This is a genomic window from Xylanibacter caecicola, assembly GCF_013166515.1.
GTDB classification, from domain to species: Bacteria; Bacteroidota; Bacteroidia; order Bacteroidales; family Bacteroidaceae; genus Prevotella; species Prevotella caecicola.
Window position 1 is genome coordinate 159,632 of record NZ_JABKKJ010000004.1, and the last position, 25,209, is coordinate 184,840.

The window sequence follows — 25,209 nt, forward strand, 5'->3', positions numbered from 1 at the left end:
AACTTTTAAAATACGTTACTTCTAATAGTGGAAAAGAAAGAAAAGAGCAGCAGTTATTCGCACATACTGAAATATATGGGTGTGTTTGGAGGTGTGCAGGGACTTGGCATATTGATAGGTCTTGTGCGCAACAAACTCATAGCCCTTATACTCGGACCGGACGGTGTGGGGCTTATCTCGCTGTTCAATTCAATAATAAAGCTTGTTTCAGACTTTACTAACTTGGGCATTTCTACAAGTGCCGTGCGCACTATTTCCGAACATTTCGACACGGGCGATGAACGAAAGATATCCCGTTCCATTGTGGTTATACGTTCGTGGAGCCTGCTTACCGCCGTTCTCGGCATGCTTGTCTGTGTGGTGTTCAGTCAGCTTCTGGATAGTTGGACGTTCAGCTGGGGCGACCATACACTGCACATTATTCTTCTTTCTCCTACAGTCGCACTTATGGCTGTGACCGGAGGAGAAATTGCCATATTGAAGAGTACAAGGCAGTTACGAAGTCTTGCTGTTGTTTCCGTTTATCATTTTGCAGGTGCATTGGTGCTTTCCGTGCCGGTGATATGCTATTGGGGCGAAGCCGGTATCGTGCCCTCAATGTTCATAACGGCGCTTTGGCAGATGTTTGTGGCAATACGTTTTTCGTGTCGGAGATATCCTTTTGCCGTTTCTTTCGGCAAACCGGTGTTGAGAGAGGGAGGCGGTATGATAAGGCTTGGTGTGGCATTTGTTCTTGCCGCTGTTGTGGGTAGCGCGTCCGACTTTGCCATACGTTCTTATCTTAACAATACCGGTTCTCTTGGTGTTGTGGGACTTTACAATGCCGGCTACATGATGAGCATAGTTTACGGAGGCATGATTTTTTCTGCCATGGAAACCGACTATTTTCCCCGTCTTGCGGCAATAAACAGTGTAGGCAAGGTCCTTAACGACACAGTGAACAGGCAGATAGAGGCCTCGCTCCTTATAATAGCCCCGTTGCTTGTGGTCTTTATGGTGGGACTTCCTGTCATAATCCCTCTGCTCTACAGCAATGCTTTCATGCCGGTTGCAGGCATGATGCACGCTATGATACTGGCTCTTTACATGCGGGCAATAAAGCTGCCGCTGGCATATATGCCCCTTGCACGTGGTGACTCGCTGCTCTATCTTGTCTTGGAGAGTGCATACGCGGTGGTGGTTGTGGCGCTTGTTGTGCTTTTTTATGATTTGTGGGGGCTGACGGGTACCGGCTATGCCATGCTTCTTACTGCGGTTCTTGACTTTGTCATGCTGTCTTTTGCCATGTATCGCAAGTATGGCTTTGTTTTTTCCCGCAACGTCGCGCGCTATGCACTGTTGCAGGTTTCGGCGGGATTGTTGTCGTTTGCCGTCACGTTTATTGATACTCCGTGGCTCTATTGGCTGTCCGGAGTGGCGGTGGTAGCCCTAAGTTTTTCCCTGTCGGCGTGGGTTCTGCGTTCAAAGGCAAACCTTGTGGAACAGATAAGAAGACGGTTCTTTTCGCATTGATTTTACTCTTATTTTTTTTAAGCATATCTTTGGGCTTCTAAAAGCTATGCTTTAGCCTTCAAAAAGCATAGCTTTAGCACTCTTAAAGATGCCCTTTTGAGGGTAAAAGGTATCATCTTGATTTTCAGTATGTTACAAAGACTCTTGAAAATACTCGTTTTTACCTCCGAAGACCGCTTTTTCATGTGTCCCGAAGCAATGCCGAAAAGGTCCGTATGTCATATTTTTATTTCTTGTTTTACTTGTCTTTTAAATTATATTTTGTAACTTTGCGCTTAATATATACTTTAATTATGGCACTTGTAATCGTTGCGATATTGTTTATTGGCTATGTATTGATAGCAACAGGAAACATAACCAAGGTGAACAAAGCCGCTGTGGCAATGTTTGCAGGAACAGTTGGGTGGGTGCTGTATATAAGTTATGGAACCGACTTTGTAATGGGTCAGCATCCGCGTGAGTATGTAGATTTTCTTGTAGGTGCAACACCTACGAGCACAGCCGTGAAGCATTTCGTTGCACAGAATATATTTCTTAAATATGTGGGAAAAGGTGCAGAGATTGTCTTTTTCCTGCTTTCTACCATGACGATAGTCGAAATTCTTGTAAACAACGGGTGCTTTGATTTCATCACAGAGTGTCTGCGTACGCGCAACAGCCGCAAGTTGTTGTGGATAATGGCGGTGATAACATTCCTCATATCGGCTAATCTCGACAATCTTACAACCACAACGATGATGCTGGTAATCATGCACGGTATACTTCCCAACCGCCGTCAGCGTATGATTTACGGATGTGCGATAGTGCTGGCTGCCAACTGCGGCGGAGCCCTTACGGTGATAGGTGATCCGATAGGATTGGTGTTGTGGAATGCGGGCGCTGTTACTGCAACTGATTTTTCGGCATCGCTTGCCGTGCCGTGCCTCATAGGGTGGATCGTTCCTACGTTCATGCTTTCGCGCATGTTGCCACGGTGTGTAGACAGACAGTATATGTCTTTGCCTTATCGCGGCGATGACACCCGTCTTAACCGTTGGCAGCGTATGCTGATGCTTTTTGTCGGTATCGGAGGTTTGTGGTTCATACCTACATTCCATAATATAACAAAGCTGAGTCCTTTTCTCGGAGCAATGTGTGTGCTGTCCATATTGTGGATAGTCAATGAGGTGGTAAACCGCAAGCTGATGAATGTCGACGTTATGATACAGCGCCGCACGCCACGTGTGTTGCAGTATGGTGTCATACAGTTGCTGTTGTTCGTCATGGGGATAATACTTGCAATCGGTGTGATGACGGAGACGGGTGTGGTATACACCATAGCGCAATGGTGTGACGATAATATCCATAATATCTGGATAATGGGTGTGGCGGCAGGGCTGATGAGTACGGTGGTTGATACCTTTGCTTCATCGTCTTTGTTCGCAGCCTTGCACGGTGTGGTAGAGCCGTTCCGTCTCGGGCTTTGGGTTGACACGGATTATATGTCCATGTATCTTCAGAACGGACTTTATTGGAAAGTCATAGCCTATAGTGCCGCCATGGGTGGAAATATCCTCCTTCTCGGGTCGACAAGCGGGCTCGCACTTATGAAAATGGAACGGGTTCATGTGGGCTGGTACTTTCGGAACGTAGGTTCTGCGGTGGCTGTCAGTTGGCTGTTGGGACTGGCGGTAATGTGGCTTATGAGTGTTTGTTAATAAAAATAGGTATAAATTAAAGGTAGAGACTTATGGCAAGAATTAAGACAATCGGCGTGATGACATCGGGTGGAGACGCTCCCGGAATGAACGCCGCCATACGTGCCGTGACACGTGCCGGCATCTGTAAGGGATTTAACATAAAGGGTATATATCGTGGTTACGACGGTCTCATAAACGATGAGATACGCGATTTCACCACAGAAAACGTCAGTGGCATAATAATGTTGGGCGGTACGATTTTGAAAACAGCCCGAAGCAAGGAGTTTCAGACACCGGAAGGAAGGCAGAAAGCATACGACAACATGATGAAGCATGGCATCGATGCCCTTGTTGTCATCGGCGGTAACGGATCGCTTACCGGTGCTAAAATATTTGCGGAAGAGTTTGATGTATGTTGCATCGGATTGCCCGGAACGGTAGATAACGACCTTTACGGCACCGATTCTACCATAGGCTACAACACTACTCTTAACACCATAATGGAGTGTGTAGACCGTATACGCGACACCGCCCAAAGCCATGAACGGATTTTCTTTGTAGAGGTAATGGGGCGCGATGCCGGTTTTCTTGCCCAAAACAGTGCCATTGCTTGTGGTGCCGAGGCTGCTATCATACCCGAGGACTCTACAGACGTGGATCAGCTTGCACGTTTCATGGAGCGCGGTATACGAAAAAGCAAGAAGAGCTGTATCGTAATCGTTTCGGAAAGTCCCAAGTGCGGTGCGCTTTACTATGCAGAGCGTGTGCGCAAGGAGTTTCCCGACTATGACGTGCGTGTGTCTATCCTCGGACACTTGCAGCGTGGAGGACGTCCTACGGCTCACGACCGCATATTGGCAAGCCGTACCGGCGTTGGCGCGATAGACGCCATAATGCAGGGACAGCGTAATGTGATGATAGGAGTGCGCAACAACGAGATTGTGTATGTGCCGTTCAGCGATGCCATACGTTCGGACAAACCGTTTGACAAGAAACTCATAACAGTTCTTGACGAGTTGAGTATATAAAAATGTTGCGGATGTGCTTCTTTTACAGAGACACATCCGCGATTTTGTAACGGTCGCATATTGTCCGTGACATGATTTGTCATTATGATAAAATATGCGGCTACAGACATATTTCTTTATTAAAGTTTGCTCCTGATAAAATAAATCGTTAATTTTGCGAACAATTGGAATAACATTAAAAAATAATAACTATGACACAAACAACAGGCCATATTTCTCAGATAATCGGTCCGGTTATAGACGTTTACTTTGAAACGCAGGGACAGAAAGCAGAGGAAGTGCTGCCTAAAATACACGATGCTTTGAAGATAGTACGTCCTGACGGTCGCGAGCTTATTATCGAGGTTCAGCAGCATATAGGCGAGGACACTGTACGTTGTGTGGCTATGGACAACACTGACGGACTGCAGCGCGGTCTTGAGGTGACGGCAACAGGAAGCCCTATAGTCATGCCAGCCGGCGAACAGATTAAGGGACGCATGATGAATGTGATAGGACAGCCTATCGACGGTATGGCAAAACTCGACATGAAGGGTGCATATCCCATTCACCGCGAGCCTCCTAAGTTTGAGGATCTGTCCACACACAAGGAGATGCTTGCCACAGGTATCAAGGTCATAGACCTGCTCGAGCCTTATATGAAGGGCGGTAAGATTGGTTTGTTCGGTGGAGCCGGTGTGGGAAAAACCGTGCTTATCATGGAACTTATCAATAATATAGCCAAGGGACACAACGGATATTCGGTATTTGCCGGTGTGGGTGAGCGTACCCGTGAGGGCAACGACCTTATAAGGGACATGATCGAGTCGGGCGTAATACGCTATGGCGACAAGTTCAAGAAGGCAATGGAAGAGGGCAAATGGGACCTCTCGCTGGTTGACCCCGAAGAATTGCGCAAGTCGCAGGCAACACTTGTTTACGGACAGATGAACGAACCGCCGGGAGCACGTGCATCGGTGGCACTGTCGGGACTTACCGTTGCCGAGGAGTTCCGCGACCATGGCGGAAAGGACGGCGAGGCTGCCGACATCATGTTCTTTATAGATAACATTTTCCGTTTCACACAGGCGGGATCCGAAGTGTCAGCCCTTTTGGGACGTATGCCTTCGGCCGTAGGATATCAGCCTACACTTGCCAGCGAAATGGGTACGATGCAGGAGCGTATTACATCTACCAAGAAAGGATCCATCACATCTGTACAGGCTGTTTATGTGCCTGCCGACGACTTGACAGACCCTGCTCCGGCAACTACATTTACGCATCTTGATGCCACAACTGAGCTTAGCCGTAAGATAACCGAGCTTGGTATCTATCCTGCCGTTGACCCTCTGGGGTCTACATCGCGCATTCTCGACCCGCTTATCGTGGGTAAGGAGCACTATGATTGTGCACAGCGCGTTAAACAGATACTGCAGCGTTACAAGGAACTTCAGGATATTATTGCAATTCTTGGTATGGATGAGTTGTCTGATGAGGACAAACTGACTGTGAACCGTGCACGCCGTGTGCAGCGTTTCTTGTCACAGCCGTTCACTGTGGCAGAGCAGTTTACCGGTATTCCCGGTGTTATGGTTTCTATAGAAGACTGTATCAAGGGCTTCAATATGATTCTTGACGGTGAGGTGGACGACCTGCCCGAGCAGGCTTTCCTTAACGTGGGTACCATAGAGGATGCCATTGCCAAAGGCAAGCGACTCATAGAGGAGGCAAAAGGATAATCTTTAAAATCGTTTACAGTTATGAGTTTAAGGCTGAGAATAGTTTCCCCTGAAAAGGTTGTCTTTGACGGTGATGTGGAGAGCGTTACCGTTCCGGGCACTTTGGGCGAATTTCAGATATTGCACGACCATGCTCCGCTGATATCATCGCTTGGCGACGGCAGAATGGTGTATGTCGACGGCAGCGGAGAGCATGCTCTTACCATATCGGGTGGCTTCGTTGAAGTGCAGAAGAACACGGTAAGTGCTTGTGTGGAGTTTTGAACAGTGTATTATATATAATAATAGGTGCAAAGTTATAGTATGACCGGTGCAGGCAAATATAGCAGGCGATATATCATACAGACGGTGGGGCTTATTATAGCCTTGTCTGTGACGGCGTGGGCTGTAGGGCTTGTGCTCGGAACGGACGGAATGATGATACCGATCATTGTGAGTGCCGTCTTTTCGTTTGTGATAGAATGTGCCGATGCTCTTGTATGGCGTCGTGTGGCAGAAAGGTCATTGGATAGTCTGCCCACATTCTATACGGCAGTATCCGGATTTCGCATGCTTCTGGCATTGGCTGTGATGCTTGTCTACTGGCTTGTGGCGGGACAGGAGAGCATAAGGATGTTTTTCTTTGTCTTTGCAGCCTATTATATAATGCTTCTGGCACATCATTCCATATTCTTTGCCGGAGTTTCCGGCTCCATTGATAAACTCAATGATGTAAAGTAACGTTATCTAATAAGAAATGAAACAATTACGAACAATAATCCTCATGTTGCTGGCAGTTTTGCTTCCGGTAAATATTTATGCTGCTGAAGGTGTAAGCGGAGAGAAGGAACTTGACATTCCGGAGATTGTCATGGAACACCTTGCCGACTCTTACGAGTGGCATATTGCAACATACGAGGGCAGACACCTGAGCATTCCGCTGCCGGTGATACTGCGTAGCGAGGCTACGGGAGAGTGGCATGTATGCACTGCCCACAGCCTTCCGAAAGGATTTTTCTTTGACGAGACCCATCACGGAAAGATTTATGAGAGGCTTGCCGACGGTACGGCGGTGCGTCCGATAGACTTGAGCATTACTAAATCCGTTGCACAGATATGGATAGTAGTGGCAGTGCTGGTATGTATATTCCTGTCATGTGCAAGGTGGTACCGTAAGCGTACTGAGAAAAGCGATGCCCCGGGAGGATTTGTCGGAATGATGGAGATGCTTGTGATGACAATACACGATGATCTCATAAAGCCGGCAGTGGGAGAGAAGCATTATAAGTCGTATGCACCGTATCTGCTCACCGTCTTCTTCTTTATCTTCACCACCAACCTTATAGGACTTATACCTATATTCCCCGGTGGGGCAAACGTTACGGGAAACATAAATATAACTCTGTTCCTTGCCGTATGCACGATGCTGGCAATAAATCTGTTTGGAAACAAGGAGTATTGGAAGGAAATATTCTGGCCCGAGGTTCCGCTGTTTCTTAAGGCTTATCCCGTTCCGGTGATGCCGGTTATAGAATTGTTCGGAGTCTTTACCAAGCCTTTTGCACTCATGATACGTCTTTTTGCCAACATGATGGCGGGGCATGCGGTGATACTGAGTTTTACTTGTGTGATATTCCTTGGCTGGTCCATGGGTACGGGCTTCGGTCTCGGACTGAATATCTTCAGTGTCATAATGCTTCTTTTCATGAACTGTCTTGAAGTGCTTGTGGCTTTTGTGCAGGCTTATGTCTTTACTATGCTGAGTGCGGTGTTCATCGGATTGGCACATAAAGAGCACGAGGCATGATATTTAAGAGTATAAAAACAAATAGAGAAATACAATAAAAAATTAATAACAATTTAAATTTATAGAACTATGATTATTTCAACACTTTTGGCTGCTGAAGGTCTGGCACAGCTGGGCTGCGGTCTTGGAGCAGGTATTGCAACTATTGGAGCAGGTTTGGGTATTGGTAAGATTGGTGGCAGTGCAATGGATGCCATTGCGCGTCAGCCTGAAGCAACCGGTAAGATACAGACAAACATGATTTTGACATCTGCCTTTGTCGAGGGTTGTGCACTTTTTGCCATTGCTGCTTGCGCGTTCCTTATCAAATAATGAATATAGTTAGAACAAACTAATTATACAATGGAAAATTTGCCATCAATACTAACTCCTGATCTCGGACTCTTGTTCTGGATGCTGCTTGCATTTTTGGTGGTATTCTTCGTTCTTGCAAAATACGGTTTTCCTGCCATTATCGGAATGGTAGAGGAACGTAAGAACTACATAGACGAAAGCCTAAGAAAAGCGCACGAAGCGTCGGAACGCCTCGGCAATATACAACTGGAGGGTGAAAGCATTCTGCAAGAAGCCCGCCGGAAGCAGGCACAGGTGCTCAAGGAGGCAGCTGATACCCGCGATGCCATTATTGCAAAGGCACAGGAGAAAGCCCGTGAAGAGGGCAACCGCCTGATTGCAGAGGCCAAGGCTGAGATAGAGAACGAGAAACAGGCTGCCATCAGTGACATACGTGCGCAGGTGGCTGAGCTGTCTGTAAAGGTGGCTGAGAAGATTCTCCGTAAGGAACTCGCTTCAGATGCCGTACAGATGGAGACCATAGACAGGCTGTTGGATGAAGTTGTTGTAAAAGAAAAATAATTATGGACATAGGAGTAATATCGGTTCGGTATGCCCGTGCCTTGCTTAAGGCTGCTGTCGGAGCAGGGCAGGAGGACAAGGTATATCATGAGATGCAGACTTTGGCAAAGAGTTTTATCGATGTGGCAGGTCTGAGATCCGCGATAGATAATCCCATGCTCTCTAAAGACAAGAAGAAGGAGTTGGTCATCACGGCATGTGGTGGCAGTGTTTCGGAAATTGTGGCTGCCTTCATTGATATTGTATTGAAGGGAGGCCGTGAGAACGTCTTGCTGTTTATTGCAAACTCGTATATCACTCTTTACAGACAACATAAGAATATCATCCGTGGTAAACTTACTACTGCCGTGCCCGTGTCTGATGCTATTGAGCGGAAGATGCGTTCTATGGTGGAACGTAGAGCTAAAGGGACTGTGGAGTTTGAAACAGAGGTCAATCCGGATATAATCGGTGGCTTTGTGCTTGAATATGATACGTATAGGCTGGATGCCAGTGTGTACAGCCGGTTGCGTGGAATACTTTCACAGTTGGGAAGGTAGGGTGTCGCCGTCGGTGCAGGCATTCTGCTAAATGTAACTAAAAATAAATTTAATCATGTCAGATAAAATAAAACCAAGCGAAGTGTCTCAAGTGCTTCTTGAACAACTTCAGGGCTTGAACAACAGTCAGCAGTTTGATGAGGTGGGTACCGTGCTCGAAGTGAGCGACGGTGTTGCACGTATCTACGGACTGCGTAATGCTGAGGCAAACGAGCTTCTGGAATTTGAGAACGGCACAATGGCAATCGTCATGAACCTTGAGGAAGACAACGTGGGTTGTGTGCTTCTTGGTTCTACCGAAGGTATCAAGGAGGGCATGGTGGTTAAGCGTACAAAGCGTATTGCATCTATATTGGTGAACGACAATATGCTTGGACGTGTCATCAACCCACTGGGACAGGCGATTGACGGTAAGGGAGACATCGATCTTACCGGCGCATTTGAAATGCCGCTTGACCGTAAAGCTCCGGGAGTTATATACCGTCAGCCGGTGAAGGAGCCGTTGCAGACCGGTATCAAGTCGGTAGACTCAATGATTCCTATCGGACGAGGACAGCGTGAGCTTATCATCGGCGACCGCCAGACCGGTAAGACGGCAATCGCTGTAGATACAATTATAAATCAGAAGAGTTTCTATGAGGCTGGAAAGCCTGTATATTGCATTTACGTTGCGATAGGACAGAAGGCTTCAACAGTGGCAGCTCTTGTGGAAAACCTTAAGCAACACGGGGCAATGCCGTATACGGTTGTTGTTGCTGCAACTGCTGCCGATCCTGCTGCCATGCAGTATTATGCACCGTTTGCGGGAGCAGCCATCGGCGAATATTTCCGTGACCGCGGATATTCTGCAATGGTTGTATATGACGACTTGTCGAAACAGGCTGTTGCATATCGCGAAGTTTCTTTGATTTTGCGCCGTCCTTCAGGTCGTGAGGCTTATCCGGGTGATGTGTTCTACCTGCATAGCCGTCTGCTTGAGCGTGCTGCGCGTATCAACGACCAGCAGGAAGTGGCGGAGCAGATGAACGATCTTCCCGAATGTATGAAAGGTCATGTTAAAGGCGGTGGCTCGCTTACGGCTCTTCCGATTATCGAGACACAGGCAGGCGACGTTTCCGCTTACATTCCTACAAACGTGATTTCTATTACCGACGGACAGATATATCTTGAGAGCGACTTGTTCAATCAGGGCTTCCGTCCGGCTGTAAATGTCGGTATATCAGTAAGTCGTGTGGGCGGTTCGGCACAAATCAAGAGTATGAAGAAGGTTGCCGGAACTTTGAAGATAGATATGGCTCAGTATCGTGAGCTTGAAGCTTTCTCCAAGTTCTCAAGCGACATGGATGCCGTTACGGCAATGACCCTTGACCGTGGACGTAAGAACAATCAGTTGCTGATACAGCCGCAGTATAGTCCTATGGCTGTTGGAGAGCAGATTGCGATATTGTATTGCGGAACTCACGGCTTGATGTCAAATGTGCCTGTTGAGAATATACGTGAGTGTCAGGATGCGTTCCTCGAAAAGCTGCGTTCCGCTCATCAGGATGTCATAGACACACTCTCTTCGGGTAAGATAGACGATGACGTAACGGCTGTGATAGAGTCTGTAATGGCTGATATTGCAGGGCAGTACAAAAATAATTAATAGCTTATGCCGTCGCTTAAAGAGATAAAGAACCGTATAGCTTCCGTCAACAGCACCCGTAAGATTACGAGTGCCATGAAAATGGTTGCGTCGTCAAAGCTTCATCATGCTCAGGTGATGATAGAGAATATGCTTCCGTACGAAAATATGCTGGAGCATATTCTTAAGACATTCCTTGCATCAGAGGCGGACGCGCAGACTGTTTTCGATAAAGAACGGACGGTAAGAAGGGTTGCTTTGATTGTATATTCAAGCAACAGCAGTCTTTGTGGAGGATTTAATGCCAATGTTATCAAGATGATGCAGCATGCCATTGATGAGTATGCTTATTTGGGAAAGGATAATATTGTTATATATCCGATAGGAAGAAAGGTTGCGGAGAAAGTTGTAAAACTTGGGCTGACGGTTGCCGGAGACTTTATGGAACTTGCAGACAAGCCTAATGCAAAGGAGTGTAAGGAGATTGCCTGTGAGCTTGGACGTAAGTTTGCGGATGGAGAGATAGACCGTGTGGAGATGATTTATCATCACTTCAAGAGTGCCGGTTCACAGATATTGACGCGTAAGACATTCTTGCCCATTGATGTGGAAACGGAACTTAACGAGGATAAGGAACGCGACTTGAAGACAAGAGTTGTTACGCGTGAGGTGCAGGATTATCTTCAAAACAAACAGAAAGAGAAAGAACATGAAGTGGAGGAAGCCAAACCTCTCAATGACAACTTCATTGTAGAGCCTGATATGAACAGCGTTTTGGGTAGTCTTATACCAAAACTTCTTCATCTCATGGTTTATACAGCTCTTCTTGACAGTAATGCAAGTGAGCATGCCGCGCGAATGGTTGCCATGCAGACAGCTACGGACAATGCCGATGAGTTGTTGCGTGAACTTAATCTTCAGTATAACAAGAGCAGGCAGCAGGCTATTACCAATGAACTGCTTGACATTGTTGGCGGTACAGTCAATAATTGATGCAGGCTTCTGGTTTTTGATAAAGCAGAACCCCGATTGTGATAAAGCAATCGGGGTTCTTTGTTTATTTCAATGTTATATTATATGGGTTCGGAATAACAATAACTTCAGACATTATTTACGATATGGACATATCCTTGTAATATATTCAGATATCCTTGTCACGAACTCATGTAATGTTATATATCCTGATGTACGGTCAGTGTTTAGATTGAACCGGCCAAAGGAGACGGCTGTGTGTATGTCCTTGCACCGAGTTCCTTGTCAAGCATGTATATGCCGTAACCGTTGTCTTTTATCATCTTTATGTTGTCGATGATTGTCTGTGCATTCTCTTCTTCCTCAACCTGCTCGTCGATAAACCATTTGAGCATGCTTTGTGTGGCATAGTCGTTTTCCTGTGTGGTGAGGGCAAACAGGTTGTTTATCATTGCCGTAACTTTCTGCTCATGAGCCAGTGTGCTTTCAAACACGTCCAGTATCGAGTTCCATTCTGTCGGCACTGCATCTATTGGCTTCAATGTAACATTACCGTTTCTTGATATCACGTAGTTGAAAAGAATTTTTGCGTGGTCCTGTTCCTCCTTAAACTGTACTTCAAACCATTTTGCCATACCGGGCTGTCCTATTGCATGGCAGTGAGCAGCCATTGACAGATACAAATAAGCAGACCACATCTCTGCATTAATCTGGGCATTTATAGCCTCTTCAATCTTTTTGTTTAGCATTTTATTATTTTGTTTTTGATGTTAATAATCATAATCATATCAGCAAAGTTAGTTATTATTTTTTAATAATCAATAGCTTTTAACCTAATATAACGTGAGACCGGTGAAATATAAATATCGTTTATCTTTCACTTATAGTTAATAAGTTCCAATAAAAAAGCCTAATACAATAGATATTCAATTTTTAATTCATTGAATTCATGTAAAATTTTGTCTGTGATAGTTTGGTGCTTTCAAATAAACAAGATATCTTTGCAATAGAAAAGTGGTCATTTAGCCAAAAATATTTTATAAAATATGGTAATCAAACGTGACATACATCTGAAAAGGCTTATTGCCAGTATGCATAATGGATTAATAAAGGTGGTGACGGGAATCCGTCGCTCCGGCAAGTCTTATTTGTTGAGGGAACTATTCAAGAATTATCTTATTGAATATGGTGTTAAAGACAATCATATCATTGAATTGGATCTTGAAAATCGTAGGAATAATAAATATCGTGATCCAGATGCGTTGATTGAGTATATTGACAGCAAGATAGTAGATGACGATATGTATTACATCTTGCTTGACGAGATTCAGTTAGTAAGTGAGTTCGAAGATGTTCTGAATTCGTATCTAAGTATCAAGAATGCAGATGTATATGTTACAGGATCGAACTCTCGTTTCCTGTCAAAAGACGTAATTACAGAGTTTCGAGGGCGAGGTGAAGAAATTCATATCACTCCATTGTCATTTGCTGAATATAGTTCTGCTCATCCTGAAATGGAATCATATAAAGTACTGCAGGAATATCTTACTTATGGTGGTCTGCCTTATGTGTGTACAGAGCCTGATGAACAGAAGAAAATAAATTACCTTCAAGGACTATTTGAGAAGACATATATAACGGATATCAAAGAGCGATACCATATCCGTGGAGTTGAAGTGATGGATGAACTGTTGAATGTCGTAGCTTCCTGTATTGGCGGTCTGACTAATCCTTCAAAAATCGAGAATACTTTTCGTAGTGTTAAGGAAATAAAACTTAATCAGAACACAGTGAAGGAATATCTGGAAATGCTGGAGGATTCTTTTCTTATCACTCGTTGTATCCGGTATGACATCAAAGGTCGCAAATATATTGACACTCCCCAGAAATACTATTTTGAGGACTTGGGACTAAGAAATGCCCGCATTGGATTCCGGCAAGTAGAGGAAACGCATTTGATGGAGAATTTGATATTTAATGAGCTCCGTCTTCGTGGCTATCTGGTGGATGTCGGTGTAGTACAAACCCGTACAAAAGATGCTAATGGCGCATATCGCAGAAATCAGTTGGAGGTCGATTTTGTATGCAATCGAGGCTCGGAACGTGTGTATGTGCAATCTGCTTATAGATTGCCAACGGAGGAAAAGCGTAAACAGGAAATGGCGAGTCTCTTGAAAATTAATGATTCTTTTCGCAAGATGATCATAACAGAAGATCTTATTAAACGCCACATGGACGAAAATGGTGTTGAATGGGTGAATGTGTACGATTTCTTAAAGAGTGAAAAGTTGTAATAAATAGTAATATATTGTTTGTGCATCTGTATGTTCGCATGTAGATTGCACTATTATAGTAACTTAATAGCAAGAAGTATTATGTTGTTGAAAGTTTTTTTCTCATGGCAGATGGAAACAGACATACAAGGACTTAAGATGAAAGGATGCTTAAAAAATTGTATCCAGTCTGCTATTAATGAAATAACTAATAAAGGTGAATTTATATAGGTCTCTTTATGGATGTGATTTTCATATCGGCGTGGGCTCTGACGTTGTCTGTTCAACTTTGATAGGCAGTGCTAGAGCCTCGATGTGTGGAATGGACAATAGGACGATTCCACGCTTTTTTGTAAATAATGGATTGGCAGCAAAAGTCGGTAGAATTTTTAATAAACAAAGAATATCACTAATGATGTATCCTTATATAGAAATAAAAATTGAAAAACCAATTATTAGAAGTTGCGCCCGACACGGATTAGGGTTTTAGCGAATGAAAAAAATAATTACGTTATGTTTTATTATGCTATGCCTTGTTGTAAAGGCTGCGACAGAAGAAGTAAATGCTTTGACGCTATGGATGGCATCCGGCAGGAAAGTTGTATACATGCTTGATGAGCAGCCGGTTGTAAAATTCAAGGAAGGTGAGTTCGTCTTGTCTACTCACATGAATGTTATAAGTTATCCGGCTGAACAAGTTCTGAAATTCACCCACTCTTATGCCGAGCCTACCGGTATAATGGTTCCGGGTGCTTCGTGTTCTGGATTTTCGTTCGACGGTAACAATATCAAGGCTTCCAACCTTGAACCGCATTCGGAGATTGAGGTGTATTCTGTTGATGGAGTATTATTGTTCAAAGCGACAACAGACAAAAACGGATGTGTCAGTATGCCCATCACACCGCAGCCCGGTAATGTATGTATAATAAGAACCTCAGTCGCCAACTTTAAAATAATGAAGCCATGAACAGAATATTATTGACACTCGTTTCTTTTTTGATGATAGTCACCGGAGCCGTTTCACAAAATGATGCCGTATATATATATAGGAATGACGGTACGTTCAACGCTTTCTTTAAAAATAATATAGACAGTATAGCCTTTTCACATTATGATGCAGACAGCCTGTATCACCGTGAATGGAAAATGCAGGTGGTCTATACTCCGGACAGTATATATAAAATACCATTGGCTTTAATTGACAGTGTAAGTTTCTATGCTCCTGAAACAATTGTAAACAAGGGGGTCTTTGAATTGACAGCGGCACACGATCCGTATTTGTCGGATTGTGATACAATATCGTTTACCCTTTCTCCCTCAACTCCGTCATATATGCGCCCTGCTAAGAACAATATCGTTGTATCTACCTATGATTGCATATCGTTTCCCGACGGAATAATGGCAAAAGTATTGTCTGTTTCAAACGATGAGCAAGGATATCACTACAATTGTCAGAAAGTGGGATTGGAAAGCGTTTACGACCAACTTGTATGTATAGCCGAAGGATATATCGATGAAAGAAATAGTGTACGGTCGAATAACAAGGCTAAGGCATCTTGGGAACATCAGCTTTGGGACAAAAGTTACAGTAAGACGTTGGAAAAGGGCGGCACTACGACTACATTCTCAATAAATGATGCGGCAAAAGTAGTGGTGACCGTGAACATACAAATGGGGAAATCGCCATACTTCCGTTTGGATTTGCAGAATGACCTTAATACACAAATCGCATTCAATGCCACAAGTTCTTTTGAAAAGTACTATGAGAACCGTATTGCACAGATGACACTCGGCAGAATCAGAATACCACAATGTCCTCTTCTGTTTATCACACCAAAACTTACACTGTCTGCTTATTTTGCGGAAGGATCTACGGTAAGCCTCGACTGCTCGGCACATTACAACAGGACAGACAAAGTCAGTTTTACTTACGAGAACAAGGCATGGAGAATATCGCATGCCCCGATGAACGATGCCGGTGTGGATGTCGCATCGCTGTCTATGGACGGATATGCCGAAGTGGGTGTGATTCCCGACCTGTTATTCTCGCTTAACGGCACGGCAACAGGATTGGGAATGGAATACAGCATAGGGCTGAAAGAGCAGGTTCACTTCAAGTTTGATGCTGTGGCGGCGTTTGACGAGGGAACCTATTCCGCCATGAAAGACAGCTATGCGCGGACAACACTTCCGCAGAGTTTCAGGGCATACGCATCGATTGGACTTTGGGGCGACGGCATACAGCCTGTATCGTACAGGTATGAAATTGAACCGCAATTAGGCACAGACAAATATCTGTTGCCGTTGTTTACGAAACCGGTGTATTCTCAAGGAGCATCAACATCAACTGCTGTATTGAAGTCGGATGTGTCAAGGAACCTGTTGCTTCCTGTAAGGATTGGCATGGCGTTTTACGATAAGGACAACAATCTGATAGATACTCAGTACAAGCCGATGGACTACAAGTCGGAGAAACAATGGAATCTTAACGGGCTGGAATGCACGTTCCGCAATATGGAAGCAGGCAAGACGTACACAGCCTATCCCATAGTAAAGATTATGGGCAAGGAGCTGAGAGCGGTGCCTTCTGTCGAATTTCCGGAATTACATACTTGTCCCGATTCCAACCATCCGCATGCCATTGATCTTGGCTTGCCCTCCGGAACAAAGTGGTCTTGTTGCAATGTAGGCGCATCAAAGCCCGAAGATTATGGCGGTTATTACGCTTGGGGAGAGACGAGCGAGAAGTCTGTATACGGTTTGGACACTTATGCCTATTATAATTCTTCAACCAACAAATATGTGAATATCGGTTCCGATATTACCGGCACGTCATACGATGTTGCCCATGTGAAGATGGGAGGGGCATGGCAAATGCCGTCAATAGAGCAGATAGAGGAGCTATTGAATAATTGTTCACGTGAATGGACTTCTCTGAATGGAGTCAATGGTATTCTCGTAATAGGAAAGAATGGTGGCTCCGTTTTTCTGCCGACCGCAGGCTGTCGGTGGGGTGGCGATCTCGGCACTGAGGGGAGCTACGGCCACTTTTGGTCGAGTTCGCTCAGCCCGGACTACGACTACCGCGCCTACGCCCTCTACTTCCGTTCGGGCAGCTGGGATACGAGCTACTACGGTCGGCGCTACGGTCTCTCTGTCCGTGGGGTCTGCCCGTAGCCTTAGAATTTGTTGCATCCTTTCCCAAAAAGGAGAAACGCAAAACACGCAGCAGATTATCTACCGGTACTGTGGGGCGGACAGGCTGTGCCCTCAAGGGCACGTGAAAACCTGTCGGCTGCACAGTACCGGTAGATAATCAAAAAAAATAAAAATATATGGCAACAATAAAGGAAATTTTAGAGATTGAGTTTGCAAGAGATTCTGCGAATGACTGGCAGAAGATACATCTGTTCCAAGAAGGCAGTTTTTATCGTGCATATGAAGTGAGTGCGTGGCTATGTTGGACGCATCTTAATAAGTTTAAGGTGACACATAGAGGAATGAAAGGTATCGACCAAACCGTGACTTTTATAGGTTTTCCATTGACAAGTTTGGAAAAATGGAAACCTGAGGGAAGTGAAGTAGGAGAGATATTATCACTCGTATCGCACCACAATCGTTATTACTCAAACATACATCCCCAGGGATAGCTGCCGGGTTTGAGTATTATGTCGGTATCTCCGTAAGTAAGACATACCACACCCGGTGAAAGTTCCTTTTTTACGTTGAACACGTTCCAATGAAGTGCTTTCAGCACGGCAAATGCCGTTGCGCCGCCTTCTATAACCAACAGACCGGGCTTTTCTTTGTTTATGAGGCTTGCCGTTGCTGCTGACATCAGGTTTCTAAGGCGCACGGCATATTCTTTCCCTCCCGTAGCTTCATGACCTATTTTGATAATCAGCGCCTGATGTTCCGCGTATGACCGGCATAATGCGTCAAGCCACTTGTCTGCCGGACTGCCGTGGAAGACATCAAGCGGCATGCCTTCTTCGGCAGAACTGCAACGCTTGAAGTAGGGCATGGCAATAAGAGACTTGCTCTGTGTGCTTCCACATATCACCAGTGTCTTGCCGCTGTTTATTGTGTTTATGACAGGGTCGGTACCGCTTTTCTTCTTTATGTCCGGTCGGTTTAAGAAGAGATTGAAGGTGTCGGCACCTCCTGCAACAAGACTGTCTTTGCCGACCTTACCGACTTGTATACGCAGCTCCTCCAAATCAGCGGCATCTCCTATGTTTACCCTGTTCTGTTGAGGAACTTCGTTTAAAGGCATGGAAACACTTCCTTTCGCGATATCCTCAACGCAGGATGTCATTGCCGGAAATTCCGGGTCGTAGGAGAATGACGTTTCATGTAGGGGAGTGCTGTCAATATAATATATTCCGTTGCTTATAATCCTGTCTTTAGACGGATTTTGGGGCAGAAGTATGGTTGAACTGTAGCCCAAAGATGCGGCGAGTGTCTCAAGTTCAGCCATTACATGACCGCGCAACACCGAGTCGGTCTTTTTGAATACCGATATGTTTCTTTTTTCATTTAAATAGCCGGCGATGTGCCTGACAGTGTCCACTGCCTCCTGTCTGCTGAACGAGCGTGTGTCTGTTGCCATGACCAATACATCCGTATCGGGCAAGTCGCAACTTATCTCAGTTATAAACTGTACATCCAGACCATTACGCAATGCCACACCCGCCATTTCGGCAGCTCCGGTCACATCGTCGGCTATTACTATAATCATTGTTTTCAGTTCTTTTCAATTCTACTTATTGCCATTCGTGTGGCATAGTCTATCGAAAGAAGCATGGCATCCGGACTGGCGACGCCCTTGCCTGCCACATCGAAAGCGGTGCCGTGGTCTACCGAAACCCTTATTATTGGCAGTCCGAGAGTGATATTCACGCCCTTTGCGCTGTCCATCTTTCCCGTTTCCTTGTTCCAGTTGAATCCTACCACCTTGAACGGGATGTGTCCCTGGTCGTGATACATTGCCACACAGCCGTCGTATTTGCCACATTTAGCCTTGGCGAAGAGAGTATCGGGCGGTACGGGACCGTCTACATTGAATCCGCGTTGGCGCAGTTCTTCCACGGCAGGTATTATCTCCTTTTCCTCTTCCCAACCGAACAGACCGTTGTCGCTTGCGTGAGGATTAAGACCGGCAATACCTATGCGCGGACTCTCCATGCCAAACTGACGGCACGCGTTGGATATGAGTTCCGTCACCTCTATAATGCGCTCTTTCTTTACGCGGTCGCATGCTTCGCGAAGTGACACGTGCGTAGACACATGTATTACGCGAAGAAACTCGTCGGCAAGCAACATGGCATATTTCTTTGTTCCGGTGTAGTGAGCATAAATCTCCGTGTGTCCGTCAAAGTTATGCCCACCCTTGTGCAGTGCCTCCTTATTCAGCGGTGCTGTTACTGTTCCGTCCACTTCGCCCGCCATTGCAAGTTCTATAGCCTTGATTATCGATACAAAAGCCGCATTGCCGCACTGCGGTGCAACCTTGCCCGGTTCAAAAGTGTCCATGTCAACACATTTCAGGTCGATGACGTCTATAGTTCCAAGTTCGAACTTAGCTTCTCTGACACTGCTTATCTGGTTTATTTTCTGTGCCGTTCCCATCTGTTTCACCGCCCATTCCATGATGCCGGCATCGCCGGTTACCAGCGGGCGGCATTTTTCGTAAGTCTCTTTCAAGTCGAGGGCTTTTACTATTATCTCCGGACCTATGCCTGCCGGGTCGCCCATTGTTATTGCCAATATAGGCTTGATCTGTTCTTTCATAATTGCCGAATTTAAATCAGTACAGGCTTGAGTATATAGCCTTTGCGTCTTCCTCTGTCACCTCTCTCGGGTTGTTCTTCAACAGCCTCTGCACGTTCATTGCCGCCTTTGCCATTCTCTCTACAGCCGTCTGCGGTATGCCTATCTCCGTGAGTGTCGTCGGTATGCCGCAATCTTTAGACAGTTGCGTTATGAACTCTACACCCTTCATCGCTGTTTCTTCATCGGTCGCACATGGTTCAACACCGCATGCAACTGCCACTTGGGCATATTTCTTCACGTTTGCGCTGCAGTTGAAACGCATAACCGAAGGCAATAGGATGGCATTTGACAGACCGTGCGAGATATGGAACTCTCCGCCGATAGGATAGGAGAGTGCATGCACCGCCGCTGTATTCACCGGTCCGAGGCACAGACCTCCGTACATACTGCCTAATGAAAGGGCTTCGCGTGCCTCTACATCCTTGCCGTCCTTGACGGCTCTCAACAGATTGTGCGCGATGAGACGTATTCCCTCAAGAGCATACACGTCTATTACCGGATGTGCAAACTTGTTTGTGTATGCCTCGATGCAGTGTGTCAGGGCGTCCATGCCCGTTTCTGCTGTAATCTTGGCGGGCACCGTCCATGTAAGTTTCGGGTCGATGTATGCCGCGTCAGCCATAAGGTGCGGACTTACCACGCCTTTTTTAAGCGCATCGCGCTCGTCCAACAGTATTGCGTTGGGAGAAACTTCGCTTCCGGTACCGGATGTCGTTGGCATGCAGGCAAACCATTTTCCACGCTTGTTGATAAAGCCGATGCCGAAGAGGTCTTCTATCTGCTGTTCGCTGTCAACCAGTGTTGCCACGAGTTTGCACACATCAAGCACGCTGCCGCCGCCAACCCCCAGTACGCTGTCTGCACCGAACCGGCGTGCTGCCTCGAGTATCTTCTTGAAGTCGTTAACCGAAGGCTCCTGCCTTATCTCGTCATATATCTCTGTTGCCACGCCCGCCGCATTCAGTGTGGCTGTCATTTCCGCAATCATGGGACGGATTACCGGAGCCGTGAGTATGAAGAGACGCTTCAGTCCCATGGCAGTGTAGTCCTTGCAGAACTGTTCCGTGCATCCTGTGCCGAACACGATTTTTGCCGGCTGCAATAGTGTTATTTCTTTCATGTCTTTTTCTTTTTTATTTATTGCGACCTACCGTTTACGATAACATTCCCGCAGATTGTGCGGCGCAATGTCTCCGTAAACGGCAGGTCTGCACGATTCATGGTTAATTCTTTTGTTTTCTCTTTTCCTCCAGATATCCGTATATCGTAAGTTCCTTGTCTGCAAGGGGAGTCTTGAAGCAAAGACTTGCCACGTATCCCACAATCAGTACGATGAGATGACTGTATACGCCGAGCATGTATGTGGAGTGTGTGAAGTTATAATTGCCGAGGTCTATCAGCAGTTCTTTCTGACCGTTGCCCATATCAAACGGTGTAGAAGTAAGCACGGCGTATGCCGTGAAGAGTATTGCACATGCTATGCCTACGTACAGACCTTGCCAGTTGGCACGGCGGCTGAACAGACCGAGAAGGAAAATACCCACGATACCGGCAGATATGATTGCATACAGACCGAACAGCGAGCCGAGCACACCCTGTCCGCCCCATGAAACATAAAGCAGTGCAACGAGAATGCTGCCGATGCCGACTACCAGCACCGATATTTTGCCCACCCACAGCTTCGACTTGTCGCTTGCATTGGGGCGCAGTCTCGAATAATAGTCCTCCACAACACATGCGGATATGCAGTTTATGCTGCTGTCTATGCTCGATATGGCTCCCGCTGCCAGTGCCGCAACGATAAGTCCGATAATGCCCACCGGCATTTCCGTGGCAATAAAGAACGGGAATACTGCATCGTCTTTTATGCCTTCGGGCAATACGCCCGTGTTTATATGGTAATATACAAACAGACAGGTGCCCACGAACATGAACAATGCCCATGCCGGAACGCTCATCAGCACACCAAGATAAGAAGCCTTCTTGGCACTCTTGTCGTCGCGTGCCGTGAGATAGCGCTGCACGATACTCTGGTCGGTTCCGTATTTCTGCACGGCATAGAACATACCGTTAAGCACCATAACGAGGAATGTTGTCTGGGTGAGGTCCCATGTGTACGGTCCGAAATCTATCTTGTCATATTCGGCAGCCACGCTAAATATCGTAGCGGGACCTCCGTCCGTAAGGCAGAACAACATTATAATGGTTATCAGACCTCCGCCTATGAGCAGGAAACCCTGCACCACGTCCATCCATATTATGGCTTCCATGCCGCCGAGATAGGTCAGGACAATGATTACGACTCCGACAAGTATGATAATGGTGTTGATGTCCATTCCACCTGTAAACATCGCCATTGCAAGTCCCATTAGGTAAAGCACGGCTCCCATCTTCGAGAAGTTTTCCAGAATGAATGCCACCGAACTGTAGAAGCGTGCGAATACTCCGAACCTGCGCTCAAAATATTCGTATGTGCTGAGCTTTATGACCTTTCTGTACAGCGGCACAATGGTTCCGATAAGTCCTACGAGGATTATCGGAACCATAAGTCCCTGTACGAGCAATATCCAGTTGCCTCCGTATGCGGCACCGGGGTAGGCGAGGAATGTCACGCTACTGATGATCGTTGCGAACATCGACATGCCCACCGCCCATGCCGGAACATTTCCGCTTGCGGCAAAATAGGCGTCTGTTGATTTCTGCTTTTTCGAAAAGTATATTCCCACTATGACAGCGATGAGTATCGATACAGCCAGTATCGTTGCGTCTATCCAGTGTAAAGAAGTATGTATCATGGTATTATAGGTGTTATGTTAATTGTATTGTTCAATTACGGGTCTTGCCTCCTTGCGTATGCGTTCCTCCGTCTCTGCATCAAGCACTGTAAGCGGCGGCAGCATGTTTGTCTCGCAAAGTCCTGCCTCATTCATTATTACCTTGAGTCCGGCAAGCGATTCGCCGAGCGTCAGCCCTGCAGTGTTGATTTTTCCTATTTCAATTGTCTTCTGTTGCAGTTCCTCTGCTTTCGCCATATCGCCCTTTACGCCTGCCTCATACAGATCCTGATATATTTTCGGCAGATAGTTGCCTACGCTGGGCACAATGCCGTCGGCGCCGTTCTTCAGTGCGACGGCAGAGTTTGCGGCACATCCGCAGAAATATGCAAAGTCCTCACGGCCGGCAAACAGTTTGAGTGCCTCTTCAAGGCGCGGAACGTTGTTCTCCGAGTCTTTCAGACCCACGATGTTGGGGTGGTGGCTGAGTTTCTCGATGATGTCCATCGGTATGCTCATGTGTGTGGTGATGGTGATGTTGTACAACATGAGTGGCACAGTGAGCGTGTCTGCCATGTCTTTGTAATAGCCGTACATCTGCTCGGGAGTCAGCGCATAGTAACACGGCAGCGTTGCGGCAATGACGTCGGCTCCGGCTTCGATGAATCTTGCAGCTGCCTCTTTCTGCTCGCTGATGCAGTTGCCTGCAAGTCCTGCATAAATAACCATGTCTTCGTTTGCTGCGCGTTTTGCCGCACTTATCATCTCGACGCCGTTCTTTACCGACACGGAATTTCCTTCACCCGTTGTACCCATGATGAGTGGTGACACTCCGTATTTTGCAAAATTGGACACAATTCTTTCAACGGCAGCCGTGTCTATGTTGCCGTCGCCTGTTACCGGTGTGACCATCGGAACCACTACACCGTGGTATTTCTTTTCTGTTTTCATTTGTGTAATAATAATTAGTTTTATTTCGTTTTAAATATATACGTACATGCCATGTAAAAGACGTGTTTTTCCTTTTAATGTACTATCTTAAAATAAACGGATTTATATCTGATTTATTGTTAAACAGATACTCGAAATTAAACGTAAATATATTAATATGCAAATACAGTGTTTACTTTAACATTATCTTGCACGTTCTTTCGGACTGTTTTCACATGTCTCATCTGTCGTGTAGCCCGTTGCGCTGCCTATTAGAATCTGAAAAGACATCACCGGAATAACGTGCAATATAGCAATAATTAATCTCTGATATATACTTAAACATTCAAAAGTGGCAGGAAAATAAAATATTTTCATATTTTTGCACTTTCTAAGCCGATAAACAATGAAGACAGTAAGACCGAAGAAACATCTTGGACAGCATTTCCTGACAGACCTTAACATAGCAAAGGCTATTGCCGACACCGTAGACGCATGCCCCGGTGTGCCCGTTCTCGAAGTGGGACCGGGAATGGGAGTGCTGACGCAGTTCCTTGTAACGAAAGACCGCGACGTCAGGGTGGTAGAGATCGACAGGGAGTCGGTAGCCTATCTTAACGAGAACTTTCCTTCCCTGCGCGACAACATCATAGGTGACGATTTTCTGCGTATGGATCTGAATGCTCTTTTCGGCGGGGGCAGTTTCGTGCTTACGGGAAATTACCCTTACGACATATCGTCGCAGATATTCTTCAAGATGCTCGACAATAAAGACCTTATTCCGTGTTGTACGGGCATGATACAGCGCGAGGTGGCACAGCGTATTGCTTCCGGTCCCGGAAATAAGTCGTATGGCATATTGAGTGTGCTCATACAGGCTTGGTACAATGTGGAATATCTGTTCACGGTGTATGAAAACGTATTCAATCCTCCGCCAAAGGTCAAGAGCGCCGTTATACGCATGACGCGCAACGACGTTGTGGATTTGGGGTGCGATGAGAAGCTTTTCAAGCGTATAGTGAAAACTGTTTTCAATCAAAGACGCAAGATGCTCAGGGTTTCGTTGAGACAGTTGTTTGGAGGGGTGGTTCCATCTGCTGCATTTTTTGATAGTGAACTTATGACCATGCGCCCGGAACAGCTCACCATACAGCAGTTTGTGGAGCTGACAAACGCTGTTGAAGCCGAGCTTGAAAAGACGGCGCAATGTAAACCGTGATGCTCTCTTTGTTTGGCAATGCGTCTTGTCGTATTTATGAGACAGATGTTCGATGTAAACTTTATTGCATAAACATATTACGTTGATATTACGGATTTTATGTGTTGTTGTAAAGTGTGGCACTTTAGCCTGTGATGTTACGTGCTTTAGCCTGTAAAGTGCGGCACTTTAGTCTGTGATGCTGCGTGCTTTGTACTGTGAAGTGCGCCACTTTTATGGGAGTATGAAATAAGGTTGACGTGTGACAGATGTTGACAGCAGTTTTATAACATTTCTCACTAGTGTCCCATTAAAATTGGGACGTTGTTAAAAATCAAATAAACTTGGTCCATCAGGTCCAAATCGTTCTTTGTCATTTTGAAATTTAGTTTTGTCAAAGAGGTCTCGAAGAGGCGTTTTATCGGTCAACGAGATGCTCAATATTTGAAGAACTTCGTATGTGCTTCTATCCGGTTGCATATCGTG

Annotated in this window: 23 protein-coding genes and 1 pseudogene; 17 read left to right on the top strand and 7 right to left on the bottom strand. The window is 45.9% G+C overall.

What is annotated here, in order from left to right; all coding sequences use genetic code 11:
* The first annotated feature begins 27 nt into the window (after positions 1–27).
* From HPS54_RS04345 to HPS54_RS04400, 12 genes are all read left to right on the top strand, one after another.
* Complete coding sequence (locus tag HPS54_RS04345) at positions 28–1,512, top strand: oligosaccharide flippase family protein (RefSeq protein WP_172344248.1); 1,485 nt, start codon at positions 28–30, stop codon at positions 1,510–1,512.
* A gap of 293 nt (positions 1,513–1,805) precedes the next feature.
* Positions 1,806–3,209: an SLC13 family permease gene (locus HPS54_RS04350; RefSeq protein ID WP_172344249.1), complete on the top strand. Its 1,404-nt coding sequence runs from the start codon at positions 1,806–1,808 to the stop codon at positions 3,207–3,209.
* Between the two features lie 32 nt (positions 3,210–3,241).
* Entirely contained in the window at positions 3,242–4,219 is a 978-nt protein-coding gene (gene pfkA, locus HPS54_RS04355; protein WP_172344250.1) for a 6-phosphofructokinase, read from the top strand.
* A 191-nt stretch (positions 4,220–4,410) separates the two neighbouring features.
* On the top strand, positions 4,411–5,937 hold the full coding sequence (gene atpD, locus HPS54_RS04360; RefSeq protein ID WP_172344251.1) for a F0F1 ATP synthase subunit beta: 1,527 nt from the start codon (positions 4,411–4,413) through the stop codon (positions 5,935–5,937).
* A 21-nt stretch (positions 5,938–5,958) separates the two neighbouring features.
* On the top strand, positions 5,959–6,201 hold the full coding sequence (gene atpC / locus HPS54_RS04365) for an ATP synthase F1 subunit epsilon (protein ID WP_172344252.1): 243 nt from the start codon (positions 5,959–5,961) through the stop codon (positions 6,199–6,201).
* Positions 6,202–6,240: 39 nt separating this feature from the next.
* Positions 6,241–6,657: a hypothetical protein gene (locus tag HPS54_RS04370; RefSeq protein WP_172344253.1), complete on the top strand. Its 417-nt coding sequence runs from the start codon at positions 6,241–6,243 to the stop codon at positions 6,655–6,657.
* Positions 6,658–6,673: 16 nt separating this feature from the next.
* Positions 6,674–7,723: a F0F1 ATP synthase subunit A gene (gene atpB, locus HPS54_RS04375; protein WP_172344254.1), complete on the top strand. Its 1,050-nt coding sequence runs from the start codon at positions 6,674–6,676 to the stop codon at positions 7,721–7,723.
* Between the two features lie 69 nt (positions 7,724–7,792).
* Positions 7,793–8,035, top strand: a complete 243-nt coding sequence (atpE, locus tag HPS54_RS04380) for an ATP synthase F0 subunit C (RefSeq protein WP_094380635.1) — start codon at positions 7,793–7,795, stop codon at positions 8,033–8,035.
* A 30-nt stretch (positions 8,036–8,065) separates the two neighbouring features.
* Positions 8,066–8,578: a F0F1 ATP synthase subunit B gene (gene atpF / locus HPS54_RS04385; protein WP_172344255.1), complete on the top strand. Its 513-nt coding sequence runs from the start codon at positions 8,066–8,068 to the stop codon at positions 8,576–8,578.
* A 2-nt stretch (positions 8,579–8,580) separates the two neighbouring features.
* The gene (locus HPS54_RS04390) at positions 8,581–9,117 is read left to right on the top strand and encodes a F0F1 ATP synthase subunit delta (protein ID WP_172344256.1); all 537 of its coding nucleotides are present in this window, start codon (positions 8,581–8,583) and stop codon (positions 9,115–9,117) included.
* A gap of 55 nt (positions 9,118–9,172) precedes the next feature.
* Complete coding sequence (gene atpA, locus HPS54_RS04395) at positions 9,173–10,762, top strand: F0F1 ATP synthase subunit alpha (RefSeq protein ID WP_172344257.1); 1,590 nt, start codon at positions 9,173–9,175, stop codon at positions 10,760–10,762.
* Between the two features lie 6 nt (positions 10,763–10,768).
* Positions 10,769–11,734, top strand: a complete 966-nt coding sequence (locus HPS54_RS04400; RefSeq protein WP_172344258.1) for a F0F1 ATP synthase subunit gamma — start codon at positions 10,769–10,771, stop codon at positions 11,732–11,734.
* Between the two features lie 206 nt (positions 11,735–11,940).
* Here HPS54_RS04400 and HPS54_RS04405 read toward each other — a convergent pair whose 3' ends face one another.
* Positions 11,941–12,462, bottom strand: a complete 522-nt coding sequence (locus tag HPS54_RS04405) for a ferritin (protein ID WP_172344259.1) — start codon at positions 12,460–12,462, stop codon at positions 11,941–11,943.
* 297 nt (positions 12,463–12,759) lie between these two features.
* On the opposite strand from HPS54_RS04405, the gene HPS54_RS04410 reads away from it, so the two are divergent.
* From HPS54_RS04410 to HPS54_RS04425, 4 genes are all read left to right on the top strand, one after another.
* Positions 12,760–14,007: an ATP-binding protein gene (locus HPS54_RS04410; RefSeq protein WP_172344260.1), complete on the top strand. Its 1,248-nt coding sequence runs from the start codon at positions 12,760–12,762 to the stop codon at positions 14,005–14,007.
* Positions 14,008–14,479: 472 nt separating this feature from the next.
* The gene (locus HPS54_RS04415) at positions 14,480–14,953 is read left to right on the top strand and encodes a hypothetical protein (protein WP_172344261.1); all 474 of its coding nucleotides are present in this window, start codon (positions 14,480–14,482) and stop codon (positions 14,951–14,953) included.
* The gene (locus HPS54_RS04420) at positions 14,950–17,163 is read left to right on the top strand and encodes a fibrobacter succinogenes major paralogous domain-containing protein (protein ID WP_172344262.1); all 2,214 of its coding nucleotides are present in this window, start codon (positions 14,950–14,952) and stop codon (positions 17,161–17,163) included. The genes HPS54_RS04415 and HPS54_RS04420 overlap by 4 nt, the downstream gene beginning before the upstream one ends.
* Positions 17,164–17,321: 158 nt before the next feature.
* Entirely contained in the window at positions 17,322–17,636 is a 315-nt protein-coding gene (locus HPS54_RS04425) for a hypothetical protein (RefSeq protein WP_172344263.1), read from the top strand.
* Here the strand turns inward: HPS54_RS04425 and HPS54_RS04430 are convergent.
* The 5 genes from HPS54_RS04430 to HPS54_RS04450 all read right to left on the bottom strand — a co-directional run bounded on the left by HPS54_RS04430 (position 17,609) and on the right by HPS54_RS04450 (position 23,546).
* Positions 17,609–18,727 carry a four-carbon acid sugar kinase family protein gene (locus HPS54_RS04430; RefSeq protein WP_172344264.1) on the bottom strand — a complete coding sequence of 373 codons (1,119 nt, stop codon included), beginning with the start codon at positions 18,725–18,727 and terminating at the stop codon, positions 17,609–17,611. The genes HPS54_RS04425 and HPS54_RS04430 overlap by 28 nt on opposite strands.
* A 5-nt stretch (positions 18,728–18,732) precedes the next feature.
* Complete coding sequence (pdxA, locus tag HPS54_RS04435) at positions 18,733–19,779, bottom strand: 4-hydroxythreonine-4-phosphate dehydrogenase PdxA (RefSeq protein ID WP_172344265.1); 1,047 nt, start codon at positions 19,777–19,779, stop codon at positions 18,733–18,735.
* 16 nt (positions 19,780–19,795) lie between these two features.
* Entirely contained in the window at positions 19,796–20,941 is a 1,146-nt protein-coding gene (locus HPS54_RS04440) for an iron-containing alcohol dehydrogenase (protein ID WP_172344266.1), read from the bottom strand.
* 103 nt (positions 20,942–21,044) lie between these two features.
* Positions 21,045–22,616, bottom strand: a complete 1,572-nt coding sequence (locus HPS54_RS04445) for a sodium:solute symporter family protein (protein ID WP_216653030.1) — start codon at positions 22,614–22,616, stop codon at positions 21,045–21,047.
* A gap of 18 nt (positions 22,617–22,634) precedes the next feature.
* Positions 22,635–23,546: a dihydrodipicolinate synthase family protein gene (locus tag HPS54_RS04450; RefSeq protein WP_172344267.1), complete on the bottom strand. Its 912-nt coding sequence runs from the start codon at positions 23,544–23,546 to the stop codon at positions 22,635–22,637.
* 385 nt (positions 23,547–23,931) lie between these two features.
* Between HPS54_RS04450 and rsmA the strand changes: the two genes are divergently transcribed.
* Positions 23,932–24,744, top strand: a complete 813-nt coding sequence (rsmA, locus tag HPS54_RS04455) for a 16S rRNA (adenine(1518)-N(6)/adenine(1519)-N(6))-dimethyltransferase RsmA (RefSeq protein ID WP_172344268.1) — start codon at positions 23,932–23,934, stop codon at positions 24,742–24,744.
* Between the two features lie 306 nt (positions 24,745–25,050).
* Here rsmA and HPS54_RS04460 read toward each other — a convergent pair.
* Positions 25,051–25,209 (bottom strand): annotated as a pseudogene (locus HPS54_RS04460) (IS4 family transposase); the annotation flags it as partial.